Origin of the sequence: uncultured Thiohalocapsa sp. (genome assembly GCF_913063425.1) — a bacterium.
Lineage (GTDB): Bacteria > Pseudomonadota > Gammaproteobacteria > Chromatiales > Chromatiaceae > Thiohalocapsa.
Map to the genome: position 1 here is coordinate 63,813 of NZ_CAJXYK010000028.1, position 15,833 is coordinate 79,645.

Below are 15,833 nucleotides of genomic sequence, written 5' to 3' on the forward strand. Positions count from 1 at the left end.
GCCGATCGGGGAGCTGCCCGACCCTGGGGAGCCGCGCATTGATTGGGCACCCTGCCCAAGACTGCCCTCACAGCCAGCGCTGGAGCCAGTCCCGCAGCCCGGTCCAATCCCCGGCCGCCACAAAGGCCCGCGCACGGGCAGCGAAGGGGGCCAGCGCAGGCTCGCCGTCCGCCAGCGCGGTGCACCACTCCTGCAGGTCCTCCCGTCGCGCCGCGGCCGCGAGGTCCAGGGCAGCCTCGATCTCCAGGCGGATGGGGGCGAGCAGTGCCGCATCGTCCGTCGCGGCCGGGCTGTGCGGCGCATCGTCCGGCGCGGTCACCGATGAGCCCGGCGCCTCGGGCACCGGCGGCTGCGGCGCCGCCTGATCCGCTGCATCGCTGGTCCGGCCCGGCGGCGCGGGGGCGGCCATCCATGCCAGATCCAGGACCCTGCCGATCGCATCCAGCAGGTCTTCCGTCCGCACGGGCTTGAGCAGGGCGGTCACGAAGCCGAGTGTGCGGGCATCGGCATGCGTCAGGGGCGTGGCGGAGACGACGATCACCGGCAGGTCCGGCCGGTCGCAGGCGGTGCGCACGGCATGGGCGCCGGCATAGCCGCACCAGCCCGGCATGGCCAGGTCCATCAGCACCAGATCCGGCGGACTGCCGGCGGCGATTGCGGCGGCGGTGCCGGGCTCGGCGGCCTCGTCGACCTGGAAGCCGAGCCGGGCGAGCTGCGCGGTGACAAGCAGGCGGTTGCTGGCGCTGTCGTCCACCACCAGCAGGCGCCGGCGGGGCCCGCGATAGCCGGTGATGGCAACCGGCGATGCTGCGTCAGGCTCAGTCGTCCGCGCGGCGATGGCGGGCAGCTCGACGCTGAAGGTGCTGCCCCGTCCTGCGTCGCTGTCGACCTGGATCTCCCCGCCCATGAGCTTCACCAGATCGCGGGTGATGGCGAGCCCGAGTCCGCTGCCCGGCTGCCCGGGGTGCAGCTGCTCATAGGGCTCGAACAGCCGCGCTTGCGCCTGCACCGGGATGCCGGGGCCGGTGTCTTCGACGCACAGGCGCAGCCGCGGCGCGCGCGCGGCGTCGGTGACGGTCTCGGCCGTGAGCCGCACCGTGCCGCGCTCGGTGTATTTGATGGCGTTGCCGAGGAGGTTGAGCAGCACCTGGCGCAGCCGGTGGGGGTCGAGCCGCAGGTGGCGGGGCAGATCGTCGGCGAGCATGACCTCGAAGCCGAGGCCCTTCTCCTGCGCCCGATGTCCCAGGCTGTCTGCGATCTCGTCGATGAGTGCCGCAAGGTCCACGTCGCGGGGCGTGATGTGCACGCGCCCCGCCTCGATGGCGGCGAGGTCCAGGCTGTCGTCGATGAGGCGCTTGAGGTGGCGGCCGCTGCGCAGGATGCTCGCGGCCCAGTCGCGGCGCTCGGCTTCTCCGGGGTGCCGGCCGTGCAGCAGCTCGGCGAAGCCGAGCATGGTGTTGAGCGGCGTGCGCAGCTCGTGGCTCATGTGCGCAAGGAAGGTGCTCTTGGCATGGCTCGCGCGCTCGGCGGCGGCCGTGGCTGTCTTGAGCTCACGCTCGCGGGCGGCGAGTGCGGCGAGCGTCTCGCGGCAGGCGTCGATGATGGCGCCCACCTCGTTGTCCCCGGCGGCTGGGAAGCGCGGCGTGCCGCCGGCGGAGGCGCTCCGCAGGGCCGCGCGCAGGCCGGTGATCGGCCGCAGCAGCGCATGGCTCAGGTACCAGTAGACCCCGAGCGTGACCGCCAGCAGCACCAGCGGCGTCAGGATCAGCAGCAGCAGGCGCCGGCCCAGCAGCTCGCGGGTGGCACGCCCCTGGGTCTGCATCTGCGCGCGGGTCGCGGCGAACAGGCGCTCGGTCTGCGCAAGCAGGTCCTCGCCGTGCCAGCGCGCGCGCCCCAGCTCGGTGCCGAGCTGCCGGCGCAGCCGCACCCGCTCGCGCTCCAGCGCCAACAGCCCGTCCGGCTCCCCCAGGGCCAGGATCTCCGCCTGCATGGCCTCTGGGTCGAACGCCGTGGCCGCGGACAGTTGCGCCAGGGCACAAGCGCTGTCGGCGAGCAGTGCCGGGCGCGCCTGCGCGAGCCTTGCCGCGGCTTCGTCGAGCTGGGACTGGGCCTGGCCCACGGCCGCGTCCAACAGGCCGGTGATGCCCTGCGTCAGGGCGGCGTGCCAGCGCACCAGGCAGGTGGGGTCGCGGCTCCCGCCGGCGGTCGCGGCAACGGCGGCTCGCCGCAGCCGCTCGCCGAGCAGGCTCAGGCGCTCGCGCAGCAGCAGTCGGCGTTGCTCGACCCCGAGGCGCCGCTCGACCACGTCCAGCAGGTCCCGCAGACGCGCGGTGAGTGCGGCGCTCAGGGTCCCGAGGCGCTCGATTTCCTCGGCCTCCAACCCGGGAGCCGAGTCCAGGGCGGTCAGAATCGCAGTGGTGCGCCGCTCGATGGCGTCCACTTCCGTGCTCAGTGCATTGAAGGTCAGGGCCTCGCGGGCGGTCACCAGCTCGGGGGCAAGCGAGACCAGGCGCTGGGACTCGCGCAGCAGTGCCTCCACCTGCAGCAGGGTGGGCACCTGTTGCTCGGTGATCTCCTGAAGCTCGTGGTCCACCTGACGCAGCCCGGAGGCGACCAGGATCAGCACGTCGATGCTGACGGCCAGCGCCAGCAGCAGCACAGCGGCGACCCGGGTGGCGAGCCCGACGCCGATGCGCCACGGCCTGGGCTGCCTGGCCGGGCGGCTCGCCGCCATCTGCTTCAGCGCTCCGCGGGCGCCGCCGAGCACGTGCTGGGTGACGATTGCAAGAGGCCGGCCGTTGCCGTCCTATTCGCCATGACCCCAGGGGTTTATCAGCGTCAGTCCGCAGTTGCGAAACTCCGCTCGGTTGCGCGTGGCCACAGTCAGTCCAGCCGCGGCGCCGATACCGGCGATCATGGCATCCGGCAGATGCTCGTCCAGGGGCTCCCCCAGAGCGCGTTTCCGCGCCATGATCGATGCGCATCGCTCCGCTGCCGCCGCCGTAAAATCCAGAACGCCAGCACCGAAAAGCTCGGCAACCAAGCCATCGAAGCTCCTTGTCAGGTCGTTGCGCCGCTTTCCTTCCGGCAGCAGGGCCAAGCCGCAGCGAATCTCCCAGCAGCTGACCGCGGAGATGGCCAGTGCGGCGACACCCGCGGCATCGATCCAGGCGAGCACGGCGGGGCTTGGCTCCGGGCGCATCAGCTCGGAGACCACATTGGTATCCAGCAGGTAGACGTCGCCACTCACGGCGCATCCGCTTCCGGAAAAGTGGGCATATCGAAGTCGAATCTCCGCCGCTCGCCCAGATCGATTCCCCCTTGCGGCCCAAAATGACGCCGCACGATGTCCGACGGGCTGCTCTGCTCCATCGACTGTCGCCGTTTCTCATGAATCAAGCGCCGAACCAGCTCCTCCATCGAGAGCTGCTGTCGCGCTGCCTCGTTCTGGAGCCATTCCTTGTCGGCTCGATCGATTTGACGCACCGTGAGCATGGCCATTGCAGCACCTCGGGAAGTGGCTGTATTGGGGCACAAGATATTGCATGCGCATTGTGCATGCAAATCGCCGCGTCGGGCTGGGATCTCGCTCACTGCGTGCGGCCAGAGGTGGTGCGCCGCTCGATGCCCGGAGGCGACCAGGATCAGCACGTCTTCAGCGCTCCGCGGGCGCCGCCTCGGCCTGCCAGGCGACGCCGTCGTAGGGCTGTGTCAGCGCCCAGGGGGAGTCGAGCGGGAAGTGGAGATCGCGGCGGATCACGAGCGGGAAGGGGATGTGCGACAGCCACAGGTAGGGCAGGTCCTCCGCGGCGAGCGCCTGCACGCTGCGGTACAGGGCCTTGCGCCGGGACGCGTCCTCGGTGCGGCCGGCGGCGTCAAGCAGTGCATCCATGGCAGGATCGGCATAGCCCGGTGCGTTCGGGTAGAGGTGCTCGGCGCGGTCGGCCCCGCTGTGATAGAGGCGGTGCATTCCGATCAGCGGATCGCCCCAGGGCAGGTAGAAGACCGATGCCAGGTCGAAATCGCCGGCGGCGAGCCGTTGTGCCCAAACCCGGGGGTCGACCTCGGTCTCGATGTGCACCTCGATGCCCAGGCTGCGGTCGAGCGCCCAGGCGGTGTAACGGGCGACCGCTTCGAAGTAGAGCCCGGCGGGCGGCATCAGCAGGACCACACGGGTGCGCCGGCCGTCGGCATCCCGCGGCAGTCCGGCGGCCTCGAGCAGGGCCTCGGCGCGGGCCGTGTCGTGCGGGTAGCGCTGGTCCATGGCCGGGAACGCGAAGGGATGCTCCGGCGGAAAGGGGCCGTCGGCCGGCTGCTGGGAGTCGGGCAGCAGGGTCGTGTACAGCGTTTCGCGATCGAGTGCATGGGCGACGGCCCGGCGGACCTCACGGCGGTCGAACGGCGGGCGGTGCATGTTGAATGCCACCCCGAACAAAAACCGGCCGATACCGGACTGACCCGCGCCGGTGAGGCGGTAGCGCCCGGCCGGGACCCCGAGTAGATCGAACATCTCCGGCGGGCCGAGGACGCCGAGATCGATCTCCCCGCGCGCGAGGCCGAGCCCGTGCTGGGTCACGGTCGGATAATGCACCAGGAGCAGGCGCTCGATGGCCGGCGGCGGGCCGAGGCGATAATCGTCGAAGGGCACCAGCTCGATGGCGTCCTCCGCGGTGCGGCGATGAAAGCGAAAGGGCCCGGACCCCACCGGCCGCTGATTGGCAGGATGCTCGGCGAGCGGCGTGCCATCGTCGTAGACGTGCGCGGGGAGGATCGGCGTCAGCGGCACCGACAAGGCCATGAACAAGGCCGGATGCGGGTGGCGCAGGCGGATGACGGCGGTGCCCGGGCTCGGCGTGTCAACGCCCACCACGTCCGCCAGCATGGTGTTGAAGCTGTGATGATCGCGGGTGGCCAGGATCGAGAAGGCGACGTCGGCGGAGGTCACCGGCTCGCCGTCGTGGAAGCGCGCATCGGGCGCCAGATGTACGGTCAGCGCATCACGCGCAGGCGAGAGGGACCACCGCCGTGCGAGATACGGCTGCGGCGCGCCGTCCGCATCCAGGCGGAACAGGCTCGCGAAGAGCTGTGCGCCCGGGATGGTGGTGGATGGGGCTGCGGTGAAGATCGGATTCAATGTCAGCGGGTAGTTGAGCAAGGCCACGCGCAGCAGGGCGGGATCGCGCTGCGCAGCCCCCGGGACTGTGCCGGCGGGTCCCGGGTCGGCCGCCGGGAGCGGCGGCATGGCGACCGGCTCCGCCGCGGGCGCAGCGTCCGCCGCTGCCGTCGGCCCGGCGTCGCCGGCGGCAGCGCCGGCAGCGCCGGCAGCGGTGGCAGCGCCGAGTGCGAGCGCGAGCAGACATACCGCGGCCGCCGGCGTGCCGCACAGGCCATTGCGGCTGGCACTGCGGCGGGGGGCGTCGATGCGCCTTTGCCGCCGGTGGCCGCGTGCCGGTGGATTGGCGCTGCGCAGGGTGTTCGGCAAGGTCATGCTCCACGGCGCGGTTTCGCGCCTTCTATGCATCTTTGGCCTGATGGTAATCTTCCGACCCTAGAACCGCGATTGCCCCGAGTACGAGCGTGCAGTCGGGTTCGTGACCTCCTGCGCCGGACGCAGCCATGTGGCGCCCTGCGAGCCGGTGCGCGTGGCGCTGGACATCCTTGCCAGTGACAAGGGCGTGTTTGGCCGTGCATGCGCAGACCGCGGCCTCTGGGGCTGGCGCGGCGTAACCTATCAGCTTTGCCTTCCTGCGGCCCCACGACGGTGCGACTCAATGCTCCTGCACAGCTCCACCTTGCGCGCGCTCGGCTGCATTGCGACCGGTGCCGCAGGCAGCGTCGGCGAACGGCCGGCCCGCCGGCTGAAGGCGGCGGCGCGTGCGGCGACAGCCGGGGCAGGAGGCGCAGACCCTGCAACCTCGGCGCAGTCGGCGTCGGCCGCCGGTGCCCGGCGGGACCGGCCCAAAGGCGGCGGCGAGCCGCCGAGTCTGGTGGACACGGACGTGGATCAGAGCGTCGTCCTGGCAGCAGGCTCCCTGGGACTGGCGCTGATCGGAAAGCTCTGGTATCCGCCGCTGCTCCTCGCCAGCCTGCCCGGTACCCTCTATAACGCGCGCTATACGTTCGCCAGCGCGTATCGGCATCTGGTGGTGCGGCGACAGGTCAACGTGGACGTGCTGCACGCGGTGATCGTCGGCGGCTTTGTCGCCGGCGACAACATGGCGCTGGCCAATGTGCCCCTGCTGCTCTCGGCATTGCGTCGCCGGATTGTTGCGCGTGTCAAGAACGATGCCGAGCACGCGATCACCGATGTCTTTCGCCAACAACCCGGTCAGGTCCGGGTAGTGCGCGGCAACCAAACGGTCGAGATGCCGAGCGCGGCCTTGGCTGTCGGTGATCAGGTTCTGATCGAGGCCGGTGAAACAGTGCCGGTCGATGGTGTCGTGGTCCGCGGAACGGCCATGCTCGATGAGCACCTGCTGACCGGCGAGTCACAGCCGGTGGAGCGCGAGCCGGGCGAGACCGTGCTGGCCTTGACCCGGGTCTACTCCGGGCGCTTGCTGGTGCGTGTGGAGCGTGCAGGAGACGACACCGCCGCCGCCCGCATCGGCGCCATCCTGGATTGCACCGTGCACGCGAAGACAGGCCGTCAGCTGCGCGCCGAGACCATGGTGGACGGCTTGGCGCTGCCGAGCCTGGCGCTGGGGCTCGCCAGCATGCCCGCCATCGGCTTTTCGGGCGCCGCGGCCCTCATCAACGCACCACCCCGCGACAACCTGACCATCGCCGGGGCAGTCGGCATCATGAGCTGTCTGCGCCGGCTCTCGCGCAGCGGTGTCCTGATCAAGGATGGGCGCGTGCTGGAAATGCTGACCGACATCGACACGGTCGTCTTCGACAAGACCGGGACCCTGACCGAGGAGACGCCGAGGATCGGACGCGTGGCCGCTGTCGGTGCTGCGCGGGCCGAGCTGCTGCGCCTCGTCGCAACGGCCGAGCATCGCCAGTCGCATCCCATCGCACGCGCCATCCGCCGCCATGCGGAGGAAGCGGGCATCGCCGTGGGCGAGCCCGAGCACGTCGAGCTCAGACCGGGCCATGGCCTGGCCGCGCACATCGACAGCCGCTGCATCCTCGTCGGCAGTGCGCGCTTCCTCGCCAGCGCCGGCGTGACCCTGCCGCAAGCCGTCGAGGAGCTGGCCGCGGCCTGTCGCGAGGCCGGCACCGCGCTGGTCCACGTGGCGGCGGACGGTCGCTCCCTCGGCGCATTGGAGCTGTGCGCGCGCCCACGTCCGGAGGCCGCGGCCGTCTGCCGCGCCCTGCATGCGCGCGGCCTGACCTTGGCGATCATCTCCGGCGACCGCGAGGCCCCAACACGCAGCCTCGCCCGGGAGCTTGGCATCGATCGCTGCTTTGCCGAGGTCCTGCCGGCCGGCAAGGCGAACCTGGTGAGCACGCTGCAGGGTGAAGGGCGGCGCGTATGCTTCGTGGGCGACGGGATCAATGACGCGATTGCGCTGAAGCAGGCCGATGTCTCGGTGTCCCTGGCCGGCGCTGCCAGTGCCGCGACCGACACCGCCCAGGTGGTGCTGCTGCAGGGGGGACTGCACCGGCTGCCGGAGCTGCTCGCGGCGGCGGACGACAGCCGCCGGGCGCTCAATCGGACCTACGCCTTGGTCGCGGTGCCGCGCCTTGCCGGCATTGTCGGTGCCCTGGGCTTCGGTCTCGGCTTCCTGCCCGCGGTGATGCTGAACCAGCTCGGATTGGCGCTGGGGCTGCTGAATGGCCTGCGTGCGGATGTCTCCAATGCGGACAGCACCCACGCGGACGCCCCTGCGGCGGCGGCCGACACGCCGGCGCCGACTGCGAATGCGCGGGGGCCTGGTCCCGGGTCCGCCAGGCTCATCGAGCTGCCGCGGGCCGCGGTCGCCGGGGCGAAGCCTGCGCCCCGCGCAGAGACAGCGCGGACGACGCGCGACGCCATGGGCCAGGCGCGCTGAGACCCGCGGCGCAGTCACGTTGAAAGCGCGCCCGCCACGCAATCCGTTCCCGGCCCCGACGCCGCGGCGACAAGCCACGGAATGAGCTTACAGCCGCCGCAGCCCAGGTCCGCCGAATCGCCGCGCAGCCGTTCCAGGCGCCATCTGTCTCGTTTCCTCGCCGAGGAGATAGACGCGAGCTGGGTGCCGATCGGGCTCGCGATCCTGCTCGTGGGCGCCGGCGAGGCGCTCCTGCTCGCACTCATCAACATGGCCGCCGAAGGCGTCTACCAGGGCGAAGAGCATTGGCTCCTGGCGCTCGCGTTCGTCGGTGTCTATGGCGCCACCGCGGCGGCGCAATGGCTGGCCTTGAGCCGCTCCAGCGACGCGGTGGAGCAGGCCATCACCGGCATCAAGGTGCGTGCGGCCGAGAAGCTGCGGCGCAGCAGCCTGCGCTTCGTCGAGCAGCAGGGCGGCATCGACGCCTATGCGCCACTGACCCGGATCGGCGTCATCTCCCAGGGCACCGTGCTGCTGGTGGTCGCGGCGCAGGCGGTCTCCGTGCTCGTGTTCGTCTTCATCTACCTGGCGCTGCTGTCGCCGGCCGGTCTGGTCGCCATCGTCGCTATCCTCGCGGTAACGGTGCCGGTGCTGGGCGCCGGCTACGCGGGCACCCGCCCACTGCTGCAACGGGCATCCGCCGTCGAGGGGCGCTTCTTCCACCGCTTCGGGGAGCTGATCAGCGGGTTTTCGGACGTGGTGATGGACCGCCGCCTGAGCGATGGGCTCCTCGCGGACCTGGGTCGGAGCTCCCGGGAGTCGCTGGATGTCAAGCTCGCGGCCACCGAGCGGCATGTGCGCGACATCAACTTCGCCAGCTCCATGCTGTCGCTGCTGATGTTCGCCGTCATGTTCGCGGTGCCCCTGACCCTTGGCCAGGGCGGAGGCATGAGCCACGAGCTGGCCACGGCGGTGCTGTTCCTGTTCGGCCCCGTCGGCGAGCTGGCCGCCGCCATCCCCGTGCTCGGGCGCTTCGACGCGGCGGTCAGCGACCTCTATGCACTGGAGGACCGCCTGGACCGTGCCTCGGCGGCCACGGATGGACTGCCGCCGGCCGTTGGGCCGGGCGGCTTCGAGCGCATCGAGCTCGACGGCGTCGGCTTCCACTACGGCATCGGCGATGGGGCCTTGGGCGACGCGTCCGTGGGCGACGGGCAGAGCACGTTCGCGGTGGGGCCGCTGGATCTGACCCTGCGCCGCGGCGAGCTGGTGTTCATCGTCGGCGGCAACGGCAGCGGCAAGTCGACACTGCTGAAGCTGCTCACCGGGCTCTACCGCCCCGCCGCCGGCCGCGTGCTGCTGGATGGCGAAGCGGTCGCCGATGACACGCGCCCGGCCTATCGCACCCTGTTCGCGACGGTGTTCACGGACTTCCACCTGTTCGAGCGCCTCCACGGGCAGCCGGAGGTCGCTCCGGCGGCGGTGAACGAGCGGCTCGCCGAGCTTGGCCTCGCCGGGAAGACCCGCTATACCGCCGACGGCTTTACCGATCTGGCGTTGTCCACCGGGCAGCGCAAGCGCATCGCCCTGCTCGCGGCGCTGGGCAAGGAGCGGCCGATCCTGGTTCTCGACGAGCTTCCTGCCGACCAGGACCCGCCGTTCCGCCGCCGCTTCTACGAGGAGATGCTCCCCGCCCTCAAGGCACAAGGCATGACCCTGGTCTGCGTGACCCACGACGACCACTATTTCCATGTCGCTGATCGCGTCCTGCGCATGCGCGATGGGCGCCTTTTTGAGCAGGAGCGCGGCGGCGTCGTTGGAGGCCGGGCGTGAGCGCTTGGGATGGCGGGCGCATCACCGCTGCGGTGGCGCCTGACAGCACCGGCGGGCCAGCGCCATGGCGCTGAGCATCTTTCGGCTTTTCGCGCGGGAGAGCGATGCCCCGCGCGGACAGATCGTCGCCATGGCCGGGCTCGCCGGCGCCGCGGTGACGTTCATGATGATGGTGGTCAACGCCGCTGCCGACCGCATCGCCGCCGGCCGGCTCGGGCTGGAGACGCCGCTGCTGTTCCTGCTCGGCTGGTCCATCAACAACGCCGCCCAGCGCTATGCGGCGACCGAGTCGGTGCGCGCCGTGGAGACCAGCCTGCGCCGGGTGCGCCTGCGGGTCGCCGACAAGGTCCGTCGCTGCGGTCTTCGCTTCGTCGAAGCGCAGGGCGGTGTCGCCGCCTTCGACCCGCTGCTGCGGGACGCGGGTATGCTCTCCCAGGGCGTGCTGCTGCTGGTGCGGGGCGCCAAGTCCATGCTGATGCTCGCCTGCGCTCTCGCCTATCTGTTCTGGCTGTCGCCGGCGAGCGCGCTGACGCTGCTGTTGGTGCTCGGCGTCCTGCTGCCCATTCTGGTGAGCCACTTCCGCATCACGGCCGGGGAGCTGGCCCGTGCCGACGCGGCCGACGCGCGCTATGCAAGCGAGCTCGCGGGCCAGCTCGCGGGCTTCAAGGAGCTGATGGCGGACCGCCGCGTCGGCGACGGCGTGGCCGCGGAGCTGTCCCGGCTGTGCCGGCAGACGGAGGCGGTGCGCCGCGCCTCCAACCGGCGTCAGATGCGAGAAATCCTGCTCACCCAGGGCGCCGGCTATCTGGTGCTGACCCTGGTGGTCTTCCTGGTGCCGGCGCTGGTGCAGGCGTCGGCCGAAACGGTGCTGACCGTCACCGCCACGGCGCTGTTCCTGACTGACCCGATGCTGACCCTGGCGAGCGCGCTGCCGATGATGGCCAAGGTGGACGCCGCGGTGAGCGCACTCTATGACCTGGAGGCAAGGGTGGATAAGGCCGTGGCCACGGCCGACGGCCTCACGCCCAGCGCCACGTTCATTGAAGCTGGGCCGGCCTTCGAGCGCATCGTCCTGGATGGCGTCGCCTTTCAATATGCCGATGGCGGCGAGCAAGCCTTCGCGGTCGGCCCGCTGGACCTGACCCTGCGCCGCGGGGAGCTGGTCTTCATCGTCGGCGGCAACGGCAGCGGCAAGTCGACGCTCCTGAAGCTGCTCACCGGCCTCTATCGACCGCAGGCCGGGCGCGTCCTGCTGGACGGGCAGGTGATCGACGATGACGCGCGCCCCGGCTACCGGACCCGCTTTGCCACCGTCTTCACGGACTCACACTTGTTCGAGCGCCTGTACGGCCTGCCGGAGATCGACCCGGCCGACGTGAACCGCGGCCTGGCCGAGCTGGGGCTGGCCGACAAGACCTGCTACACGGATGAGGGCTTCAGCAACCTCGCCCTCTCCACCGGCCAGAAGAAGCGCATCGCCCTGCTCGCCGCGCTGCTGAAAGAACGGCCCATCCTGGTGCTCGACGAGCTCGCCGCGGACCAGGACCCCGACTTCCGCCGGCACTTCTACGAACAGATGCTGCCGACGCTGAAGGAAGATGGCCTGACCGTCATCTGCGTCACCCACGATGATCACTGGTTTCACGTCGCCGACCGGGTGCTCGCCGTCTCTGATGGGCGCTTGCTGGAGCGAGCCGGATAGACATGCCAGAGCGCGGCAGCGCCGCCGGCGAGCAGCAGCGCGGCCAGCACCCAGACCCAGGCGCCCGGGTGCCCGCTGCCGCTGCCCGCCGTCCGCGCCAGCCCCACGTAGCGCTGCATCAGCGGCTCGGCAAGATGCGGCCCGTCGGGTTGCGCGGCATAGAGCAGAAGGTCGCCGCTCGCGGGCTCGAAGATCATCGACTGGACGGTGGCGGCATTGAAGATCGCGTGGCCCCGGGGCAGGGGGTCGAGCAGAACGCGCCTGAGGTCCACGGGGCTTGTTGCCCCTGCATCCGCGTCCGCCGCCAGCCGGCGCAGGCGCTGCCAGCGGAAGCGGTCGCCGAGGTCGTCGCAGCGCCCGCCCACATCCGCTGCAACCAGGCAGTTGACCGCCGCCAGCCGGCCCGGCCGGTTCCAGGGCATCTCCGGGCGCGTCGGGCTGTCGGGGCGGCGCAGCACTGGCGCCCCGGCCGCGGGCAGCTCCAGCACCATGGCCTCGCGGGCGTCCCCGAGCAGCACGCTGTGGCTGCCCAGGTAAGTCCCCCGTCGCAGCAGCCGCGCGGCGCCGGCGGCGCTGTCCCGGGTCAGCGCCGCGCGGACGGCGAAGGCGACGGCCCGCTCCTCGCCGCTCGACGCGCGACCGCCGGGGGAGTGCTCGGCGGCGAGCAGGGCGGCGTAGACGCCGTCCCCGTTGAAGCCGTTCAGTACGCCAAGAAAGCCGGCGAGCCCGGGGCTCACCAGGGAGCCGTCCACCGACTGCCAGCGGGTGATGGCCTGAAGGCCTTGGAGCGCCGCCGGGCCCGGCAGGTCCAGGTTGCGGCCCAGCAGGACCGGCGCAGCGCCCGGGCGGTGTCCATGCAGGGCCAGGGCGGAGCCCCCCGACAGCGGTGTCAGATCGGGCAGGAACTGCACCAGCCAAAACTCGTCCAGCGACAGGTGGCCGTCCCCCAGGCGGGTGCGACCCACCAGGTCGAGCGCCCCTGCGAAGCCGGCCAGCTCGGCGCGCGTGGCAGCGTCGATGCCCGCGGCACGCAGCGGCTCCACCCGCTGCGCAAGGAGTTCCGGTACATGCTCTGGCGCAAGCAGCTGCGCCAACACGCCGTCCCAACGGGCCTCGAGGTCCGGGAAGGCGGCCTTGGTCAGCTCGCCGAGGCGGGCGCCGACCGCCGTGGGCGTCAGGCCGGTGGTGGCGACGGAGAGCACCGGCAGCCGACCCTCGGTCGGCGGCGCCGCGCAGCCGATCCCGGTCCAGACCAAGGCGGCGAGCGCCCAGCCGCGCGGGCCCGGCACGCGGACCAGCCGGCGCAGGCACCATCGGCGCAGGCCGGCGCCCATGCAGAGGTTGGCGCCGCGGCAACTGGCTGCAGAAGTTGGCATGGAGCGGGCTCGGGGGCGCCTGCGTCGAGTGGAACCAGCCGGCAAGTATGGTCGCAGCGCTGTCGCCCCCACAAGTCGCGACCGCCTGCGCTCGCCCGCCCAGGCGTTGGTCGCAGCCTTTTCCGGAAGGGGTCATTTGCTGTTCACAACAACTGCTCTCGCCAGCACAACGCGGCGTCGCCGCAGCTGCCGCGGGGTCCGTTTCAGTCCGGCCCGACGCGAGCCGCCGCGGCAGTCCGCGGGGTTATACCCGACGTGGATGACGCGGCACCCGGGCGGCGCGCGCGGATGCGCTGTTGCACAGGGTTCCGAGGTCGTTGACGGACAGCAGGCCCTGATCGGTCGTTCTGGCCTCCTGGCATTGGCGTGGGTCAGCGCTCGCGGCCTTGGTTGCGGGTACGCTTGCGCCGCTCGGCGCAGCGTCTCCTTGGTATCGCGCTGCGGACACCGGGCGACGGGGTCTTCTACGCAACGATGCGGCGACAGGCATGCTTGCTGGAGAGAGATTGCGTGCGCCAGGCTGATGCCGGTGGTCCGAGCCAGGGACAAGATCTGCTCTCCCGGCGCTGTCGCCATGCCCTCCAGCAGCGCGTTCGGCATCGGCGCCGCGACTCAGCCAACGCCGCGGCCTTCAGCCCAGGAGCTCGACCGGTGTTGCGCAGCCCAACACCGCTGCCCGGCGGGCCAGCCGGCGGTCGAAGGTCACGAACGCGGCTGCCCGGTGGCTACGAGTCAGATGGACTGCATCGGCAAAGTCCATCCCGGCGCTGAAGTGGTCGAGCGCATCCAACAGGGCGTCCCGATCCTCGACGGTCAGGTGGCCGATGCCGAGCAATGCCCGCAGCACCCGCTCAATGTCGGTGCGGGGCAGCTCATAGAAGCCGCGCATCACCCATTCAAACTCAAGCAGAACGGTGGCGGTGACATAGGCCGGCTCGGACAGCGCAGTCACGGCGGCGGGGCGTTGCCGGAGGGCTTGGGCATCGTCCGGATCGTCGATGAAGAAGCGGGCGAGGACATTGGTATCAAGCGACTTCATGACTCTGGATCGCGCTCGCGTGCCAGCAGCGATGCGGGATCGAAGTCATCCAATCGGCGTGGCTTCCCGCGAGCAGGGGCCGTAACCAATCCTGCGAGGTCTGTGACAGCGGATTCGGGAACAGCGCGGGTGATGCGAAGCCGCAGCCCATCCGGCTCCTCGGACAGATCGAGCTTGGTGCCGGCACCGAGTCCAAGCCGTCGGCGAAGCGCAGCCGGTAGGACGATCTGGCCTTTGGAGGAGACGACGACGGTGGTCAAGCAGAACGCTCCCGGTGGTGAACCGGAAATCGCCGTCGAGCGTAGATAGGCTTACGCGGTAAGTCAAACGACGGCGGAAATAGGGGACGGGAAGTAAGCGGGACACTCAGGGACGGACCACGAAATCGCCTTGTTTAAACTGCTCCAGGAGCTGGGCCACCGGGTCGTGGTGCAGACGGCAGCTTTGCTGCGGGCGCAGGGATTTGGCCTGAAGTCTAGGTCAACAGCGGCAGGCTCGCCCCAAAGACACAGGTCTCCGGCCCCGCCTGGACAGGCTGTCTCGTGGTCATCACCGCGGCCGCGCCCGTCGAGCAGATTCCTACCCATATCGGTGAGCCGCCGCGTCCACCCCCGATCTCGCCCGCACGCGGACCGCCCGCCTGGGACGAGACACCCGAGCCGATGCCGGACTGGGACCTCCTCAAACAGCCCGAGTCCGACTTCGAGCCCGATCAGCGCGTCTCCTGGTCGCCGCCTTCTCTCGCGCAGGGCACGTTGCAACCCCTCTCGTCCGCCGGTGGCACCCTGCCCCGCAGATGCACGCGCCAGCACCCCGGAACGCGCGCGCCTGCACCGTCCCGACGTCCGTCAGCCCCGCAGTTGGGCGTTGACCGCGCACCCCACCCCCGCTGAGTGACGGTACAGAAACAAGGTGAGCACCGTAGCTCAAGACCGCCCGCCCCGGTGCGATCAAGCACAAACAGGTCATCGAGCTGATGCGCAAGGTCGCCAAAGCCTTCTGGCCCCACGCCAACGGCCACCCGTTCGACGCCGAGCGTCTGGTCAACCTCAACGCCCTGCCCGAGGCCTGAGCCGCCTCGCAGGTCATCGATCGCCGCCACCGCCGAGGAGCGCGTCATGAGCAGCTGATCACAGCCCGTGCGAGACCGGTTTCGTCCCGGCGCCGACCTCCGATCCACCCTCGGACCCATGCAGGCCCCGACGTGGTCTTGAGGCGGCGCTCGGGATGTCCCCCGGACCCGATGCCCGATGAAACCGATTCGATGCCGCCGCAGCGGACATCCCATGCGGGAGGTTCGGTCGACCCCGGGCGGTGCACATCCGGACGCGACCGATCGCACCAACGGAAAACACGCGCCGATGCCGGACAGACATGGATGATAGAGCCAATTTATCACCGTGTTTGACGCTTCGTTGCGCGAGACCGCGGAGATGAAGATAAAAATATTCCATTTGGCTTTTCAATGGGAGGGCGGATCAGCGCAGCGCATCCGCCGTCCGGGTCTTCGGGTGGGCGGAGGCGGTGGGGGCGCCGGGGGCGGTGGAGGGGCCGCTGCTGGCGTTGCGGCTCAGGCGCTGACTCTAGGTCGCATCCAAGCAATCAGGTCCGCTTGATCTCCAGGTTCAGCCCGACGCGCTCGCGCACCAAGTCGGCGTAGGCCGCCCACTGCGAATCGTCCAGCCCCGCCGCCATCCCGAGGCGCGACAGATTCGCCTGCAAATCCGCTGCCGCGCCGATGAACGCCGCCTGGCCGCGCTCGCCCGCGGCCGTCACCGGCACGGCCAGCACGCCACCGTCCGGCGTCAGGTGCAGCTCGGCGATGGCCGGCTCGGTGAAGGTCTCGTCGAGCACGAAGCCGACGATGGCCGCCATCTGCTCGCTCATGTTCGGGAAGCGGCGCGGGT

11 protein-coding genes are annotated in these 15,833 nt (G+C 70.7%); 3 read left to right on the forward strand and 8 right to left on the reverse strand.

Translation table 11 applies throughout. The features are described from left to right. Positions 1 to 67: 67 nt before the first annotated feature. The 4 genes from QZ607_RS15495 to QZ607_RS15510 form a co-directional block, all read right to left on the reverse strand. Positions 68 to 2,734, reverse strand: a complete 2,667-nt coding sequence (locus tag QZ607_RS15495; RefSeq protein WP_295884389.1) for an ATP-binding protein — start codon at positions 2,732 to 2,734, stop codon at positions 68 to 70. 72 nt (positions 2,735 to 2,806) lie between these two features. Continuing rightward, the gene (locus QZ607_RS15500; protein ID WP_295884390.1) at positions 2,807 to 3,250 is read right to left on the reverse strand and encodes a type II toxin-antitoxin system VapC family toxin; all 444 of its coding nucleotides are present in this window, start codon (positions 3,248 to 3,250) and stop codon (positions 2,807 to 2,809) included. Next, entirely contained in the window at positions 3,247 to 3,501 is a 255-nt protein-coding gene (locus QZ607_RS15505) for a hypothetical protein (RefSeq protein WP_295884392.1), read from the reverse strand. The genes QZ607_RS15500 and QZ607_RS15505 overlap by 4 nt, the downstream gene beginning before the upstream one ends. Positions 3,502 to 3,655: 154 nt before the next feature. Beyond that, positions 3,656 to 5,488: an ABC transporter substrate-binding protein gene (locus tag QZ607_RS15510; RefSeq protein ID WP_295884394.1), complete on the reverse strand. Its 1,833-nt coding sequence runs from the start codon at positions 5,486 to 5,488 to the stop codon at positions 3,656 to 3,658. A 283-nt stretch (positions 5,489 to 5,771) separates the two neighbouring features. Between QZ607_RS15510 and QZ607_RS15515 the strand changes: the two genes are divergently transcribed. The 3 genes from QZ607_RS15515 (at position 5,772) to QZ607_RS15525 (ending at position 11,511) form a co-directional block, all read left to right on the forward strand. Further along, positions 5,772 to 7,997, forward strand: a complete 2,226-nt coding sequence (locus QZ607_RS15515) for a heavy metal translocating P-type ATPase (RefSeq protein WP_295884397.1) — start codon at positions 5,772 to 5,774, stop codon at positions 7,995 to 7,997. Between the two features lie 183 nt (positions 7,998 to 8,180). Continuing rightward, a complete protein-coding gene (locus QZ607_RS15520; protein ID WP_295884400.1) occupies positions 8,181 to 9,809 on the forward strand; it encodes an ATP-binding cassette domain-containing protein in 1,629 nt (542 codons plus the stop codon). Positions 9,810 to 9,873: 64 nt separating this feature from the next. Next, positions 9,874 to 11,511 carry an ATP-binding cassette domain-containing protein gene (locus QZ607_RS15525; protein ID WP_295884402.1) on the forward strand — a complete coding sequence of 546 codons (1,638 nt, stop codon included), beginning with the start codon at positions 9,874 to 9,876 and terminating at the stop codon, positions 11,509 to 11,511. On the opposite strand, the gene QZ607_RS15530 is transcribed toward QZ607_RS15525, so the two are convergent. From QZ607_RS15530 to QZ607_RS15545, 4 genes are all read right to left on the reverse strand, one after another. Continuing rightward, on the reverse strand, positions 11,451 to 12,887 hold the full coding sequence (locus tag QZ607_RS15530; protein ID WP_295884404.1) for a C45 family autoproteolytic acyltransferase/hydolase: 1,437 nt from the start codon (positions 12,885 to 12,887) through the stop codon (positions 11,451 to 11,453). The two genes, QZ607_RS15525 and QZ607_RS15530, sit on opposite strands and share 61 nt — an antisense overlap. A 631-nt stretch (positions 12,888 to 13,518) precedes the next feature. After that, a complete protein-coding gene (locus tag QZ607_RS15535) occupies positions 13,519 to 13,926 on the reverse strand; it encodes a type II toxin-antitoxin system VapC family toxin (RefSeq protein ID WP_295884406.1) in 408 nt (135 codons plus the stop codon). Next, positions 13,923 to 14,186, reverse strand: a complete 264-nt coding sequence (locus QZ607_RS15540) for an AbrB/MazE/SpoVT family DNA-binding domain-containing protein (RefSeq protein WP_295884408.1) — start codon at positions 14,184 to 14,186, stop codon at positions 13,923 to 13,925. Before QZ607_RS15540 ends, QZ607_RS15535 begins: the two co-directional genes overlap by 4 nt. 1,342 nt (positions 14,187 to 15,528) lie before the next feature. After that, on the reverse strand, positions 15,529 to 15,833 hold a 305-nt coding region (locus tag QZ607_RS15545), incomplete at its 5' end, for a hypothetical protein (protein WP_295884411.1).

Coding starts and splice junctions, on each gene's coding strand:
- QZ607_RS15495 (WP_295884389.1), bottom strand. CDS start 2,734: ATGGCGGCGAGCCGCCCGGCCAGGCAGCCCAGGCCGTGGCGCATCGGC.
- QZ607_RS15505 (WP_295884392.1), bottom strand. CDS start 3,501: ATGGCCATGCTCACGGTGCGTCAAATCGATCGAGCCGACAAGGAATGG.
- QZ607_RS15510 (WP_295884394.1), bottom strand. CDS start 5,488: ATGACCTTGCCGAACACCCTGCGCAGCGCCAATCCACCGGCACGCGGC.
- QZ607_RS15515 (WP_295884397.1), top strand. CDS start 5,772: ATGCTCCTGCACAGCTCCACCTTGCGCGCGCTCGGCTGCATTGCGACC.
- QZ607_RS15525 (WP_295884402.1), top strand. CDS start 9,874: ATGGCGCTGAGCATCTTTCGGCTTTTCGCGCGGGAGAGCGATGCCCCG.
- QZ607_RS15530 (WP_295884404.1), bottom strand. CDS start 12,887: ATGCCAACTTCTGCAGCCAGTTGCCGCGGCGCCAACCTCTGCATGGGC.
- QZ607_RS15535 (WP_295884406.1), bottom strand. CDS start 13,926: ATGAAGTCGCTTGATACCAATGTCCTCGCCCGCTTCTTCATCGACGAT.